The following is a 13,489-nucleotide window of genomic DNA, read 5'->3' on the forward strand; positions in this document are numbered from 1 at the left end:
GCTTCTGGTGACGGGGCATAACCGGAGACGGGGAAGGCCAAAGGGGAGGGGGCGGCTTTTGAACCTGCGGCGGCGGGGGAGAGGTGCGTACCGGAGGCTTTTGGGGCGGCGGTGGGAGCTGGAGACGGTCTTTGGTCTGCTGAAGGGACCGATGGGGCTGGTGGGGGCGGTGGGGAGGGTACGGGGGCTGAAGGCGGTGGCCCTGCAAGTGGAAGCTTGGGTGATGGCCTGGAGCGTGGTGGCCCAGCTTCTTGGGCAGGCGGGTCTGCCCATCACCCGGGTGTTGCGGGTGGTGGCGTGAGGTGAGTACGCAGGTGAATATCCGAAAAGGGGGCTCTACAACTTCGAGAGCGGAGCTCAAGTGGAGAGCCGCTGGCCGCCGTATGCTTCCGGCATAGCAAGACTCTTCCCGGGCTGGCGGGACTAAGTACCCCGCTCTGGCTTGCGCCAGAGCGGGGGCCCCAAAAGAGCCTTCGCAAAGCCCTACCTCCGGCGTCCCATGTGGCGAGATCAAGGTGCGGACACTTAGGGCCTGGGGTGCGGTGCGCGAGGCCCTGGACCCCCGTGGCCAGTAGGCCCCAAACCTCCACTCCAGAACCCAGGGCTTGGACGGGGGTTTCCGCGGCCGGGGCCTGGGGCGCTTGGCGAGCTCCTTTCCGGTTTTGGGCAGGGGACCGGGTCTAGAGCAAGGGCTCGTGGAGCGCCCAACACGCCGCTCCCGCCCTTTTGTGGTAGCGTGGCCCGGGATGGGACCCTTGGAGGAGACCCTCTTCCTCGGCACCCTCATGGCCCTTGGGGCCTTCAGCATAGACGTCATGCTCCCCGCCCTCGAGGCCACCGCCCACCGCTACGACACGAGCCCCACGGCGGCCCAGCTCGTGGTGGGCCTCTACTTCCTGGGCTTCGCCCTGGGCCAGCTCCTCTGGGGCCCCCTCATGGACGCCCTGGGGCGGAGGAGGGTCCTTAGGGGGGCGCTCCTCGGCTTCAGCCTCGCGGCCCTGGCCACCGTGGCCGCCCCGGGCTTTTCCCTCCTCCTCGCGGCCCGGCTCGTCCAGGGCTTCTTCGCCGCGAGCTTCCGCATCGGCGTCACCGCCAGCGTCCGCGACCGCTACCGGGGGGAGGCCATGGCCCGGCGCCTCTCCTACGCCCTCCTCGTCCTCATGGTGGCCCCCGTCCTGGCCCCGGCCCTGGGGGTGGGCCTCCTCGCCCTGGGCCCCTGGGCGCCCTACGCCCTCCCCGCCTTCCTCGGCCTCCTCGCCTTCTTCTGGAGCGGGCGCTTCCCCGAGACCCTTCCCGAGGGGGCGCGCCGCCCCTTGCGCCTCGCCTCCTTGGGGGAAGGGGCCCTCCTCGTCCTCGAGGACCGCCGGGCGGGGCTTTACGCCCTGGCTCTGGGGGGCGTCTTCGGCGTCCTCTACGCCTACCTGGCGGCCTCGGCGGAGCTCTACAAGGCCCACCTCGGCCTCTCCAACCCCGCCTTCGCCCTGGCCTTCGGGGCCACGGGGCTCGCCCTCGCCGGGGCGAACCTCTTGGGGCCCAGGGCCGTGGCCCGCCTCGGCCTCGGGAAGGCCCTCAGGCTGGCCGTGGGGGCCCTTTTGCTCCTCCTTCTCCTCCTCCCCCTCCACGCCTTGGCCCCAGGGCCTTTCCCCTTCTGGCTCCACCTCACCCTGGTCCTCTTCCTCGTGGCCTTCACCTTTCCCAACGCCCAGGCCCGGGCCCTGGAGGGGCTAGGGAGGGTGGCGGGCCTCGCGGCGAGCTTCACCGGCTTTCTCTCCACCCTGCTCGCCGCCCTCTTCGGCACCCTGGTGGGCCAGGCCTCGGGCGGGGCGCCCCTCCCCTTCAGCCTCGGCCTCCTGGGCCTCGGGGCCCTGGCCTTCGCCGGGGTGTTCCTGGCGGAGGCCAGCCCTCCTCCCGAAGGGGGCCCGGGGAGGTAAAGGGCCTTTGGGCGTAGAATGGGGGAGAGGCGGAGAAAGGAGGGGCTATGGTCCGTCAGGGGGTCAAAACGGTGCGGGAAGGCCTCGAGGCCTCCTTCCCGCTCAGGCTTTACCACAAGGCCAAACGGCACTTTTGGGACCCTCAGGGCATAGACTTCTCCGTGGACAAGGAAAGCTTCGCCGCCATGGGCGGGGCCCAGAGGCGGGCCTTCCTTTCGCCTCCCTTTTCCTCGCCGGGGAAGAGGCCGTCACCTTGGACCTTCTGCCCCTCGTCCAGGTCATCGCCCGGGAGGGCCGCCTCGAGGAGGAGATGTTTCTCACCACCTTCCTCCTGGACGAGGCGAAGCACGTAGAGTTCTTCCACGTGCTGACCCACGAGGTGGCCCAAGGGGGAGATCTGGAAGGCTTCCACGGCGAGAGCTATCGGCGCATCTTCTACGAGGAGCTGCCCCGGGCCATGAACCGCCTCCTGCAAGACCCTTCCCCCGAAGCCCAGGTGGAGGCCGCCGTCACCTACAACGTCATCGTGGAAGGCGTTTTGGCCGAGACCGGCTACCACGCCTACCGCCGGGCCGCCGAGGTGGTGGGCGAGCGGGGCCTGGGGCTTCCCGGGACCCTGGAGGGGGTGGGGTACGTGCAGCGGGACGAGTCCCGCCACATCGCCTACGGCCTCTACCTCCTTTCCCGCCACCTCGCCCAGGACCCCTCCCTCTGGGGCGTCCTCGATCGGCGGATGGACCAGCTCCTGCCCCTCGCCCTCGGGGTGGTCCAGGAGATCTTCGCGGCCTATCCCGAGGGGTTTCCCCTGGGGCTTGAGGTGGGGGAGTTCGTGGGCTACGCCGTGGACCAGTTCCAGAAGCGGTACCGGCGGCTCCAGCTCGCCCGGGGCCAGGGCCTCCGGGAGATTGAGCGCATCGCCTTGGAGGCGGAGGGTTGAGGGCACCCCGTGCGGGCCTGGGGCCTACCCCGCTTCGGCGAAAGCCTTAAAGCCCGCACCCCATCGGGAGGGGGAACCGGGGTGCGGGCGCTTGCCTCAGCGGGGGGCCTTCGCCGCGGGTTCCCCGGCTCCGGCGGGCCGCTCCCGGAGGAGGAAGGCCGCGGCGAAGCCCAGGAGGGCCGCCAGGAAGGCGAGCCTCCACCCGTCCAGCACCCCCTCTCCCAGGGTGCCCTGGAGGAGGCTCCTCACGAAGGCCGGGGCCTCGGCGAGGTTCCCCGTTCCCCCGCTGAACCCCACGGGGCCCCCGGCGGTGAGGGCCGCCAGCTCCTGGCTCCTGCGGGCCAGGAGGACCCCCGAGACGGTGATCCCCGCCGCCGCCCCGAGGCTCCGGGTGAGGGAGACCAGGCTGGACACCTGCCCCTGGCTCCCCTGGGGGGCGAGGCCCAGGGCCAGGTAGGAGAGGGGCCCCTGCACCAGGCCCAGGCCCACCCCCAGGAGGAAAAGCCCGAGGAGGAGGAGCCAGAGGGCGCTCGCCAGGTAGGCCATGACGAAAAGCCCCAAGGCGGTGAGCCCCATGCCGAGCACCACGAGCCGCTTGCCCCCCACCCGGCCCACCAGGGCCCCCGCCGCCCCGCTCACCCCGCCTAAGGCCAGGGCCAGGGCGTTGAGGATGGTCCCGGAGGCGAAGGGGGAAAGGGCGAAGGCCACCTGGCCGTAGAGGGGGGCGAAGACGATGCCCCCCAGGAGGGCGTAGCCCACCAGGGTGGACACCAGCCAAAGGGGCAGGAAGGGAGGGGAAAGGGCCAGGCGCACGTCCAGGAGGGGGGCGGGGTGCCGCCTCTCGTAGAGGACCAGGGCGAGCCCCGAGACCCCCGCCAGGAGGAAGAGCCCCCCGATGCGCCAGGAGAGGAAGCCCAGCTCCTCGAGGCGCTCCAGGCCCTGGATGCCTAGGACCAGGCTCCCGAAGGTCAGGGCCACGAGCACCCCTCCCACGAGGTCCAGCCTGGCCTGGCCCGAGGGCCGGGGCAGGGGGGCCCCAAAGAGGAGGAGCACCCCGAGGACCCCGATGGGCACGTTGATCCAGAAGACCCAGTGCCAGGAGGCCCGCTCCACGATGAACCCGCCGAGGTTCGGCCCCAGCACGTTTCCCAGGGCGAAGACCCCGAGGATCTGGCCCAGGTAGGCGCCCCGCCGCTCCTCGGGGGCCACCACCCCCACGATGGCCTGGGCCACGGGGAAAAGCCCCCCCGCCCCCACCGCCTGGACCACCCGGGCGAAGACCAGCACCTCCAGGCTCTGGGAAAGGGCCGCCAGGGCGCTTCCCCCGGCGAAGAGGGCCATGGAGAGCGCGTAGATCCGCCCGTAGCCCAAAAGGTCGGAAAGCCTCCCCAGGATGGGCACGGCCACGGCGTAGAAGACGGAGTAGATGGAGAAGGCCAGGGTGATCCGGTCCACGCCCGTGTTCAGGTCCTCGGCGATGGCGGGCAGGGCGGGGGCCAGGATGGCGTTGTCCAGGGCGCCCATGAAGACGCCCAGCATGAGGGCCAAAAGCAGCCTTCCGTTCATCGCTTCACCTCAAAGAGGCTCTGCGGGGGCGGGTTCAGGTCCAGCTTCAGGTACTCCACCTGCGAGAGGAGCTTCCCGGAGGGCGAGAGGACCTCCACGCGGAAGGGCAGGTGCCCTTTGGGGTTTAGGGTGATCCGCCAGGCGGCGGGCTGGCGCTCGTCCTTGGGAGGGTTCTTTTTCACCAGGAGGAAGCGCCAGAGGCCCCCTTCCTCTTGAGGGTCCCGCACCGCGTACTCCTGGGCCACCTTGGGGAAGTCGGTGAAGAGGAGCTGCAAGGGGTCGTCGGGGGGCGTGGCCTTGCCCTCCTGCCAGGGGCCTTTGGGGCCCCGGCTCCAGGCCCGTTGCCCGTCGGAGACGAGGGCGCTCCCTTTCAGGTACTCGGGGCCTTCCAGCCAGTCTATGCGCACCCAGGGGCGGCGGAAGGCCACCTGGTACACCACCGGGCCCTGGCGGGCCTGGGCCAGGTAGCCCTCCACCTTGGCGTGGGCCTCGAGGGCCTTCCACACCTCCTCGGGGCTTAGGGCCAGGGCCGAACTCAGGGCCAGCGCGAGGGTCATCCAAACGGTTCTCATACCTATTCCTCCCTTTGGGGCAGTCCCCTGATGAACACCCGGATCCAGTCCCTTAGGAGCTCCTCTGCCCGGTAGCCCCCCAGGTGCTTTTCCAGCATGAAGGCCCCGTGCACCAAGGAGCTAAAGAGGCCGGCCAAGGAGCGGCCCTCCCCGGGGAAGCGCTCTTCAAAGAAGGCTTCCAGGTGGGCCATCTCCCGGCGCATGGCCTCCTGGGCGAGGGCCTTGGCCTCCTCCTCGCCCCCCCTTCCCCCGTGGGCCGTGGCCAGGGCCGAGAGGGGCTCCACGCCTTCCCGGTAGGCCAGGGCGTAGCGGAAGAGGCGCTCCTCCAGGGAGCCGGGCGCCTCCAGGGCCGAGGCGGCCCGGGAGCGGGACTCCTCCAGAAGGGCCTCCAGGAGGGCCCTCTTGCTGGGGAAGTGGTGGTAGAAGGCCCCCTTGGTCAGGCCCAGCTCCGCGGCCAGCTCGTCCAGGCGGGTGGCGGCGTAGCCGCGCTCGGCCAGGGCCCGCCGGGCCGCCTGGAGGATGCGGGTCCGGGTGTCCATACCTACCAGTAGGTAGGAAAGCAGGGAAAAAGACTGCGCCCTCGCTCACATTTACCTGAGCTCGGGGTCGGGGAACCCGCATTCCGCACCCCCTTCACCCTAGGAGGAGTGCGGAATGGCGGCTATCCGCTGCGCTTGGCGGGAGCTCTCATGACCAGGGACCTTGGCCTGTCCCCGGGGTCCTGGCCTTTGCCTTGGCCCAGGTTCCCCTCGGCCACGTGCTGGAGCGGTGGGGCCCTTCCCGGACCCTCGCGGCCCTCTTGGCCCTCGCCGCCTTGGGGTGCGGTCTGGTGGCGGCGGCGCCAGGCCTGGCCCTCCTGGCCTTGGGCCGGCTGGCTATGGGGGCGGGGGTGGCCCTGGCCCTGGTGGGGGCCCTGCGGGCCTACCAGCTCCTCGCCCCAGAGCGGCTGGGGTTCCTGAGCGGCCTCACCGTGGCCCTGGGTGGGCTTGGGGGGCTCCTCTCCACCTGGCCCCTGGTCCGGTTTGGCGAGGTCTGGGGCTGGCGGGGGGTCTATGGGGCCTTGGGGGTTTTGGCCTTGGGCCTGGCCCTTTGGGTGGCGAGGGCTTCCGTCGGGGGGAAGCCGGGGCCGGGTGGGCGGGGGCAGGAGGGCCGGGCTGTCCTGGGGGTGGGACCCTTGGCCCTGGTTTCGGCGGTGTACGTGGGGGCCTTCTTCGCCTTGCAGACCTTCTGGGTAGGGGCCTACGCCTACGCGCGGGGCTTTCCCGGGGACCGGGTGGGAGAGCTTCTTGCCCTCCTCAACCTGGCCTCCGTGCTGGGGGCCTTCGCCAGCGGGAGTCTGGCTGCGGCCTTGGGGACGCGAAGGGCCCTGGCGTTGGGCATGGGGGTTTTCGCCGCAGGCCTCCTCGCCTGGGGAGGGGGGATAGGGCTGGGCCTGGCCTACCTTTTGGTGGGCTTCGGGGGAGGGTTCAACGGCCTGGTCCTGGCCCATACGGCAACCCTCTTCCCCGAGGCCTCGAGCCGGGCCATGGCCTGGGTGAACCTGGCGGGGGTGGTGGGCATCTTTGCCTTACAAGCAGGCATGGGCCCTCTCGTGGAGGGCCTCGGGTATAGGGGTGCCCTCCTGGTCCTTTTCGCCCTCCAGGCCGCGGCCCTCGCTCTTTTGCTGCTCTGGCGGCCCAGGTAGGGCGGCCTACCGCCTGGGGTCCAGCAGGTCCCGGAGCCCGTCCCCCAGGAGGTTGAAGCCGAGGACGGCCAGGGAGAGGGCGAGGCCCGGCACCAGGGCGGGGTAGGGGGAGAGGGGGAGGAAGCTTTGCGCCTCCCGGAGCATCCGTCCGAGGCTGGGCTCTGGGGGCTGGGTTCCCAGGCCGAGGTAGGAGAGGGCGGCTTCCGCCAGGAGGGCGGCGGCGAAGGCCAGGCTGGCCTGGACCAGAAGGGGCCCCAGGAGGTTGGGGAGGAGGTGGCGGAGGAGCACCCGGGTGGGGGAGGCTCCGAGGGCCAAGGCGGCCTCCACGAAGGGGGCCGTTTTCAGGCTTAGGGCGCCCGCCCGGGCCACCCGGAAGAAGGCGGGGATCATGGAAAGCCCCACCGCCAGGGTGCTGCTCACCGCCCCCGGGCCCAGGAGGGCGGCGAAGAGGAGGGCGAGGAGGAGCCCCGGGAGGGCGTAGAGGGCCTCCATGAGGAGGCTTAAGGCCCCGTCCCAAAGCCCCCCCAGGTACCCGGCCAGAAGCCCCAGGAGGGCGCCCAAGGTGGAGGCCACGGAGACGGCGATGACCCCCACCAGGAGGGCGTTTTTCGCCCCGTGGAGGAGGCGGGCCAGGAGGTCGCGGCCCAGGGGGTCCGTGCCCAGAGGGTGCTCCGGGGAAGGGGGCTTGAGCCGGTTGAGGAAGTCGGGGGCGTTGGGGTCCACGGGGTAGAGGAAGGAAAGGAGGGCCATGGCCAGGAAGAGGCCCACCAGGAAGGCTCCGAGGCGGAGGCTCAGGCTACGCATACTCCACCCTGGGGTCCAGAAGCCCGTAGAGGAGGTCCACCGCCAGGTTGAAGAGGACGATGAGGGCCGCCATGACCAGGACGAGCCCCTGGAGGAGGGGGTAGTCCCGGGCCTCGAGGGCGGTGAGGGCCAGGCCGCCGAGCCCGGGCAGGGCGAAGACCGCCTCCACCACCACGGCCCCCGTGAGGAGGAAGCCCCCTTCCAAGCCCAGGAGGGTCACCACGGGTAGGCTCGCGGGCCTCAGGGCGTGCTTGAGGAGGACCCACCCCTCCGGCACCCCTTTGGCCCGGGCGGTGCGGATGTAGTCCTGGGAGAGGACCTCCAGGAGGCTCCCCCGGGCCATGCGGAAGAGGACCGCGGCCCGGGCCAGGGCCAGGGTGAGGGCAGGGAGGAGGAGGTGCCGGAGGGCGGCGAGGGGGTCCTGCCACCCGGGGAAGCCGCTTGCGGGGAGGAGGGGGAGGTGGACGGCGAAGGCGTAGAGGAGGACCACCCCCAGGAAGAAGGTGGGCACCGACTGCAAAAAGGCCATGAGGCCGCTCAGGGCCAGGTCCACCGGGGGAAAGCGCGCCGCCCACAGGGCCAAGGGCAGGGCGAAGAGGAGGGCCCCCCCGAGCCCCAGGAGGACCAGGGCGAGGCTGAGGGCCAGCCTCTCCCCCACGAGCGAGGCCACGGGCCGCGCGTAGCGGATGGACTCCCCGAGGTCAAGCCGCATGAGGCCAGCAAGCCAGCGGAGGTAGCGCTTCCCGGGGGGCCGGTCCAGGCCCAGCGCCCTTTCCAGGGCGGCGCGGGCCTCGGGGGAGGCCTCGAGGCCCAGGATGGCCTGCACCGGATCCCCCGGCAGGAAGAGGAGGAAGGCGAAGACCAGGCTGGAGGCGAGCCACAGGGTGACCAGGGCCAGGAGGAGCCGCCTTAGGAGGAACCGCCCCATCTACCGCGCCAGGTAGACCCGGGTCACGTTGAGGCTCGGGGTGGGCTGGTTCGGCCACCAGCCCATGACCTCCTTGCGCATGGCCGCGAGGTAGGGGGCGTTCATCACCCAGAGGTTCACCGCGTCCTGGGCGAGGAGCCTCTGCATCTCCTTCATCAGGTCGCAGGCCTTCTTCGCGTCCGGGGTGCGGAGGTACTGGGTGTAGAGCTCGCGGAACCTCGGGGAGTCGTAGCGGAAGTAGTAGTTCGGGTTGGCGTAGATGCCGATGTCGTTGGGCTCCGAGTGGCCGATGATCGTCATCTGGTAGTCCGCCCCCCTGAAGACCCGGGAGAGCCAGGTGGCCCACTCCACCACCTCCAGCCGGGCCTGGACCCCGATCTGGGCGAGCTGGGCGGCGATAGCCTCCCCAAGCCGCCGCTCGTAGGGGTAGGGGGCGGCCAGGGTGAAGGTGAAGCGCAGGGGGTTGCCCGGGCCGTAGCCCGCCTCTTGGAGGAGGGCCTTGGCCTTGGCCGGGTCGTAGGGGTAAAACCCCGAGAGGTCCACGTAGCAGCCCTCCCCGGGGGAGCGGTGGCTGCCGATGGGGGTGCCGAAGCCCAGCATCACCCCCTCCACTAGGGCCTTCTTGTCCACGGCGTGCTGGATGGCCCGGCGCACCCGGAGGTCGTTGAAGGGGGGGCGGCTGTTGTTCATCCCCGTGGTGATCTCCGTGGTGGTGAAGCCGGTGATCACCTTGAAGTTGGGGTCCTTCTGCAGGACCAGGGCGGTCTCCGGGCTCACCCCGAGGCCGATCACGTGGATGTCCCCGGCCCGCAGGGCGGCGAGCTGGGCGTTCTGGTCGGGGAGGAAGCGGAAGAAGACCCGGTCCAGGTAGGGGAGGCCGGGCTCATAGTAGCCCTCAAACCGCTCCAGCCTCACCCCCACGCCCCGCTCCCAGGCCACGAAGCGGAAGGGCCCGGTGCCGATGGGCTGGGTCTTCTGCTCCTCCACCCTCCCCTTGGGCCCGATTACGGAATCGGGCCGGGCCAGGTTGAAGAGGAAGTCCTGGTTGGGCTGGCGGAGGCGGAAGACCACGGTGTAGGGGTCCTTGGCCTCCACGCTCCCGATGTCCTGGTAGTACTCGGGGTGGGTGTGGCCGGACTTGGGGTCACGGGCGCGGTTGAACTTGAAGAGGACGTCCTCCGCGGTGAAGGGGCTCCCGTTGTGGAAGCGCACGCCCTTCCTCAGGTGGAAGGTCCAGGTGAGCCCCGAGGGGCTCCCCTCCCAGCGCTCCGCCAGGGCGGGGACGATCTCCCCCTTCTCGTTGAACTTCACCAGGCCCTGGAGGACGTTGTCGTAGAGCATCCGCGGGATCTCTTGGCTGGTGGAGGCCGTGGGGTCCAGCACGGGGGGCTCGGCCAGAACCGCCACCCTGAGCTCCCCGCCCCGGTTTTGGGCCAGGGCCAGGCCGAGGAGAAGCAAAACCGCCAGCTTGCGCATCTTCCTCCCTCCTTTGCTGAGCACTCTACCACGCCTTGGAAGCGTGGAAAGGCCTCATTCCAGGTAGAGCACCGCCAGGGCGGCGTAGACCCGGGCGGCCTGGACCACCTCTTCCAGGTCCACCCACTCGTCCACCTGGTGGGGAAGGGTCTTCCGCCCGGGCCCCATGACCACCACGGGAAGCCCCGCCCAGGCCCGGAGGAAGGTGCCGTCCGTGGCCCCGGGCACCCCCCCGTGCTTCACGGGAAGGCCGAGGAGCCGTAGGGCTTCCTCCGCCGCCTGGACCAGGGGGTCCTCCTTTGGGGTCTCCACGGGGGGGCGGTCCTCCAGGACCTCCACCCCGGTCCCGGCGAGGGCGGCGAGCTCCGCCACGAGGCCAGCGTGGTCCACCCCCGGGGTGGTGCGCACGTCCAGGGCCACCTCGGCCTCGGCGGGGATGACGTTGAGCTGGCCTTCCCCCGCCGTGGCCAGGAAGCGGGTGGGGGTGAGGTAGGGGGGCCCCAGGTAGGGGTGGGGGAAGCGCTCCTGCAGGCGCCTTTCCACCTCCTTTAGCTCCAGGACGAAGCGGGCCGCCTTGGGGATGGGGTTCTCCCCGGCGTAGGGCATGGCCCCGTGGGCCATCTTCCCGGGGAAGCGGAGCCGGAGGCGGAGGGCCCCCTTCTGCCAGAGGCAGACCTCCATCTCCTCGGGCTCGGCCACCAAGGCCCCCCGGAAGCCCCGGGCGAGGCCCGCCTTCACGAAGGCCTTCACCCCGAGCATCATCCCCTCCTCGTCCGCCAGGGCGGCGAGGCGCAAGGGGCGGGGAGGCTTCCCCAAAGCCCGCTTCACCGCAAGCATGGCCCCCACCAGAGCGGCGAGGCCTCCCTTCATGTCGCAGGCCCCCCGGCCGTAGAGCCTTTTCCCTTCCACCACGCCCCCATAGGGCGGGTAGCGCCAGAGGGCCTCGTCCCCGGGGGTGACCACGTCCGTGTGCCCCTCCAGGAGGAGCCCCCCATCCCTCTCCCCCAGGTCCGCCACCAGGTTGGGCCGCCCGGGGGCGGCCTCCTGGCGGAAGGGCTTAAGGCCCCGCTCCTTGAGGAAGGCCTCGAGGAAGTCCACCACCCCCTCCTCCCCGGGGCCCGGGTAGTGGCTCGGGATCCGCACCAGGGCCCTAAGGAGGCCCACCACCTCCTCCGCCTCCACCGCCTCCGCCGCGAGCAGGGCCCGCTCCACGCTTCCCTCCTATAAGGGCGGGGTGAAGCGGCCGTCCACCGCCGTCCAGCCGCCGTCCACCAGGAAGAGGGTCCCGGTGATGTAGCTCGCGGCGGGGGAGGCCAGGAAGACCACGGCCATGGCCACCTCCTCGGGCCTGCCCCAGCGCAGGAGGGCGGTCTTCTCCGCGTAGGCCCGGTACCACTCGGGGTGGGCCTTGATGGGGGCGGTGAGGGGGGTTTCTATGGGCCCCGGGGCCACGGCGTTCGCCCGCACCCCGTAGGGCCCGAGCTCCGCGGCCAAGGCGCGGACGATCTGAAGAATCCCCGCCTTGGTGGCGGCGTAGACCCCCTGGCCGGGCTCCACCACCAGGGCGCGGATGGAGGCCAGGGCGATGAGGCTTCCCCCGCCCCCTTCCCGCATGGCCCTTCCCCCCGCCCGGAGGAGGCGGAGGGTGGCCTTGAGGTTCAGGTCCACCACCCGGTCCACCTCCTCGTCGGTGTACTCCAGAAGGGGCTTGCGGACGTTGATGGCCGGGGTGGAGACGAGGACGTCTAGCCGGCCGAAGCGCTTTTGGACGGCCTCCACCGCCCGCTCCCCTGCCCCCGGCGCCGTCACGTCCAGGACCATGGCCTCCGCCTCCCCTCCGGCCTCGCGGATGGCCTTGAGGGCGGCCTCGAGGCCCCCCTCGTCCCGGTCGGCCAGAAGGACCCTGGCCCCGAAGGCGGCGAGGGCCTCCGCCGAGGCCCGGCCGATCCCCGAGGCCGCCCCCACCACCAACGCCCCCTGCCCCGAGAGGTCCAGCATCGCCCGGTAGCGTTGCATTTGCCCTTACTCTAAGGCCTGACGGCCAACTTGCAAGCCAATCTCCGCCCCCCCTGGCGTAGCTCCGCGGCGAGGCGCGTCCACTGGGTGACCCGGGGGGGCGTTTGGGTTATAGTGATGGCACCCGGAGGTTGGGTATGGAGAAGTGGTCCTGGGCTCGCTTCGCCCGTCGGCTAGGAACTTTCCCAAGGCTGTTTGTGGGTCTTGGGGCTTTAGTCTGGCTGATCCTGAGCCCTTCCCTGGCGCAGAAACCCCAGGTGGTTATCGGCACGGGGGGCGTGGGCGGGGTCTACTTCTACTACGGCACGGCCGTAGCGGAAATCTTGAGCAAAGCGGGCGTCGTCCAAGCCCAGGCCATCCAATCTGGAGGCTCCATAGAAAACCTCATGCTCCTCAGGGATCGGACGGACCCTGCCCGCGGCCTTTACTACTGCGGTACGGTGCTTCCCGACGCCGCCCTGATGGCCTTTTCTGGAGAGGAACGGTTCCAGGGCAAGCCTGTGCCGGTACGCATCCTCTTTACGATGTACCCCAACTATTTCCACGTGGTGACCACGGAAGAAAGCGGGATCCGCGTGCTCCAGGACCTAAGAGGGAAGCGGGTTTCCACGGAGGTGCCCGGGGGCATCATTGAGTACGAGGCCCGGATCCTCATGTCCGCCGCCGTCCCCGGCTTTGACCCCAAGGTCCACTTCGGTAAGTGGGAGCGGGTGCGGGTAGCCGAAAGCGCCTCCCTCCTTGCGGAGGGGAACCTTGATGCCTTCTTCTGGTCAGGAGGACTGCCCACGGGGAGCATCCTGGAGCTGGCGGGGGGGCTTGCCCGGAGGGGCAAACGCCTTTACCTGGTCCCTCTTCCCCCGGAGAGCACCCCCGTGCAGGTGCTCCGGCGGCGGTTTCCCGGGGTGGTGGACACCGGGGTGATTCCCAAGGGGGTCTACAACACCCGCTACGACACCCCTAGCCTTACCTTCTGGAATGTTTTCGCCTGTCCGGCGAGCCTCCCCGAGGAGGTGGCCTACGCCATGGTGAAGGCCTTGTTTGAAAACCTCCCTGCCCTCCACGCCGCCGTGGCCCCGGCGCGGGACACCACCCTAGACAACGCCGTGCGTTCCCGGGGAGGCAAGGTGCCCTACCATCCTGGGGCCGTCCGCTACTTCCAGGAGAAGGGGGTGTGGCGCTAAAGCCCTAGGGACACGTACTTGACCTCCAGGTACTCCAAAAGGCCCCACTTCCCCCCTTCCCGGCCGAGCCCCGAGCGCTTCACGCCGCCGAAGGGGGCCTGGGGGGTGGAGGGTACCCCGTCGTTCACCCCCACGATGCCGTAGGCCAGGGCCTCGGCCGCCCGGAAGGCCCGGGAGAGGTCCCGGGTGAAGACGTAGGCGGCGAGCCCCACGGGGAAGCCGTTGGCCCAGCGCACCGCCTCCTCCTCCCGGAAGAGGAGGCTCTCCGGCTTCACGTCCAGAAGCACCGTGGGGGCGAAGAAGAGCCCCTTGGCCTCCCCTCCCGCCACGAGCCTCGCTCCCTTGGCGAGGGCGTCCTCCACGTGGGTCTGCACCTTCCGGAGGGCGGCCTCGT

At 70.7% G+C, this 13,489-nt stretch carries 13 protein-coding genes and 1 pseudogene; 5 read left to right on the forward strand and 9 right to left on the reverse strand.

Annotation, left to right across the window (positions count from 1 at the left end; all coding sequences use genetic code 11):
- The 3 genes and pseudogenes from BLP62_RS12130 to BLP62_RS12140 form a co-directional block, all read left to right on the forward strand.
- Positions 1–301 (forward strand): annotated as a pseudogene (locus tag BLP62_RS12130) (transposase); the annotation flags it as partial.
- Positions 302–746: 445 nt separating this feature from the next.
- Positions 747–1,931 carry a multidrug effflux MFS transporter gene (locus tag BLP62_RS12135; RefSeq protein WP_093008591.1) on the forward strand — a complete coding sequence of 395 codons (1,185 nt, stop codon included), beginning with the start codon at positions 747–749 and terminating at the stop codon, positions 1,929–1,931.
- A 253-nt stretch (positions 1,932–2,184) separates the two neighbouring features.
- A complete protein-coding gene (locus BLP62_RS12140; protein ID WP_241374294.1) occupies positions 2,185–2,868 on the forward strand; it encodes a ferritin family protein in 684 nt (227 codons plus the stop codon).
- A gap of 96 nt (positions 2,869–2,964) precedes the next feature.
- Here BLP62_RS12140 and BLP62_RS12145 read toward each other — a convergent pair whose 3' ends face one another.
- The 3 genes from BLP62_RS12145 to BLP62_RS12155 are packed head-to-tail and all read right to left on the reverse strand — an operon-like array spanning position 2,965 to position 5,545.
- Complete coding sequence (locus tag BLP62_RS12145; protein ID WP_093008592.1) at positions 2,965–4,434, reverse strand: MFS transporter; 1,470 nt, start codon at positions 4,432–4,434, stop codon at positions 2,965–2,967.
- Positions 4,431–5,006, reverse strand: a complete 576-nt coding sequence (locus tag BLP62_RS12150) for a LolA family protein (protein ID WP_038072261.1) — start codon at positions 5,004–5,006, stop codon at positions 4,431–4,433. The genes BLP62_RS12145 and BLP62_RS12150 overlap by 4 nt, the downstream gene beginning before the upstream one ends.
- 2 nt (positions 5,007–5,008) lie before the next feature.
- On the reverse strand, positions 5,009–5,545 hold the full coding sequence (locus BLP62_RS12155) for a TetR/AcrR family transcriptional regulator (RefSeq protein WP_093008594.1): 537 nt from the start codon (positions 5,543–5,545) through the stop codon (positions 5,009–5,011).
- A gap of 182 nt (positions 5,546–5,727) precedes the next feature.
- On the opposite strand from BLP62_RS12155, the gene BLP62_RS12160 reads away from it, so the two are divergent.
- Entirely contained in the window at positions 5,728–6,690 is a 963-nt protein-coding gene (locus tag BLP62_RS12160) for an MFS transporter (protein WP_277621415.1), read from the forward strand.
- 6 nt (positions 6,691–6,696) lie between these two features.
- Here the strand turns inward: BLP62_RS12160 and BLP62_RS12165 are convergent, their stop codons facing one another.
- Genes BLP62_RS12165 through BLP62_RS12185 form a run of 5 tightly spaced genes read right to left on the reverse strand, consistent with a single transcriptional unit; the run spans position 6,697 to position 11,914 of the window.
- Positions 6,697–7,494, reverse strand: a complete 798-nt coding sequence (locus BLP62_RS12165; protein ID WP_093008596.1) for an ABC transporter permease — start codon at positions 7,492–7,494, stop codon at positions 6,697–6,699.
- Complete coding sequence (locus BLP62_RS12170) at positions 7,487–8,422, reverse strand: ABC transporter permease (RefSeq protein WP_093008597.1); 936 nt, start codon at positions 8,420–8,422, stop codon at positions 7,487–7,489. Before BLP62_RS12170 ends, BLP62_RS12165 begins: the two co-directional genes overlap by 8 nt.
- Entirely contained in the window at positions 8,423–9,898 is a 1,476-nt protein-coding gene (locus BLP62_RS12175) for an ABC transporter substrate-binding protein (protein ID WP_093008598.1), read from the reverse strand.
- Positions 9,899–9,952: 54 nt separating this feature from the next.
- Entirely contained in the window at positions 9,953–11,110 is a 1,158-nt protein-coding gene (locus tag BLP62_RS12180; RefSeq protein WP_093008599.1) for a M20 family metallopeptidase, read from the reverse strand.
- Positions 11,111–11,119: 9 nt separating this feature from the next.
- A complete protein-coding gene (locus tag BLP62_RS12185) occupies positions 11,120–11,914 on the reverse strand; it encodes an SDR family NAD(P)-dependent oxidoreductase (protein ID WP_093008600.1) in 795 nt (264 codons plus the stop codon).
- Between the two features lie 137 nt (positions 11,915–12,051).
- On the opposite strand from BLP62_RS12185, the gene BLP62_RS12190 reads away from it, so the two are divergent.
- A complete protein-coding gene (locus BLP62_RS12190) occupies positions 12,052–13,095 on the forward strand; it encodes a TAXI family TRAP transporter solute-binding subunit (protein ID WP_093008601.1) in 1,044 nt (347 codons plus the stop codon).
- Here the strand turns inward: BLP62_RS12190 and BLP62_RS12195 are convergent.
- A partial coding sequence (locus BLP62_RS12195; RefSeq protein WP_143004369.1) for an aldehyde dehydrogenase family protein occupies positions 13,092–13,489 on the reverse strand: 398 nt, incomplete at its 5' end. The two genes, BLP62_RS12190 and BLP62_RS12195, sit on opposite strands and share 4 nt — an antisense overlap.

It is taken from the genome of Thermus arciformis, assembly GCF_900102145.1.
GTDB classification, from domain to species: Bacteria; Deinococcota; Deinococci; order Deinococcales; family Thermaceae; genus Thermus; species Thermus arciformis.

Coding starts and splice junctions, on each gene's coding strand:
- BLP62_RS12190 (WP_093008601.1), top strand. CDS start 12,052: ATGGAGAAGTGGTCCTGGGCTCGCTTCGCCCGTCGGCTAGGAACTTTC.
- BLP62_RS12135 (WP_093008591.1), top strand. CDS start 747: ATGGGACCCTTGGAGGAGACCCTCTTCCTCGGCACCCTCATGGCCCTT.
- BLP62_RS12165 (WP_093008596.1), bottom strand. CDS start 7,494: ATGCGTAGCCTGAGCCTCCGCCTCGGAGCCTTCCTGGTGGGCCTCTTC.
- BLP62_RS12145 (WP_093008592.1), bottom strand. CDS start 4,434: ATGAACGGAAGGCTGCTTTTGGCCCTCATGCTGGGCGTCTTCATGGGC.
- BLP62_RS12170 (WP_093008597.1), bottom strand. CDS start 8,422: ATGGGGCGGTTCCTCCTAAGGCGGCTCCTCCTGGCCCTGGTCACCCTG.
- BLP62_RS12150 (WP_038072261.1), bottom strand. CDS start 5,006: ATGAGAACCGTTTGGATGACCCTCGCGCTGGCCCTGAGTTCGGCCCTG.
- BLP62_RS12155 (WP_093008594.1), bottom strand. CDS start 5,545: ATGGACACCCGGACCCGCATCCTCCAGGCGGCCCGGCGGGCCCTGGCC.
- BLP62_RS12185 (WP_093008600.1), bottom strand. CDS start 11,914: ATGCAACGCTACCGGGCGATGCTGGACCTCTCGGGGCAGGGGGCGTTG.
- BLP62_RS12175 (WP_093008598.1), bottom strand. CDS start 9,898: ATGCGCAAGCTGGCGGTTTTGCTTCTCCTCGGCCTGGCCCTGGCCCAA.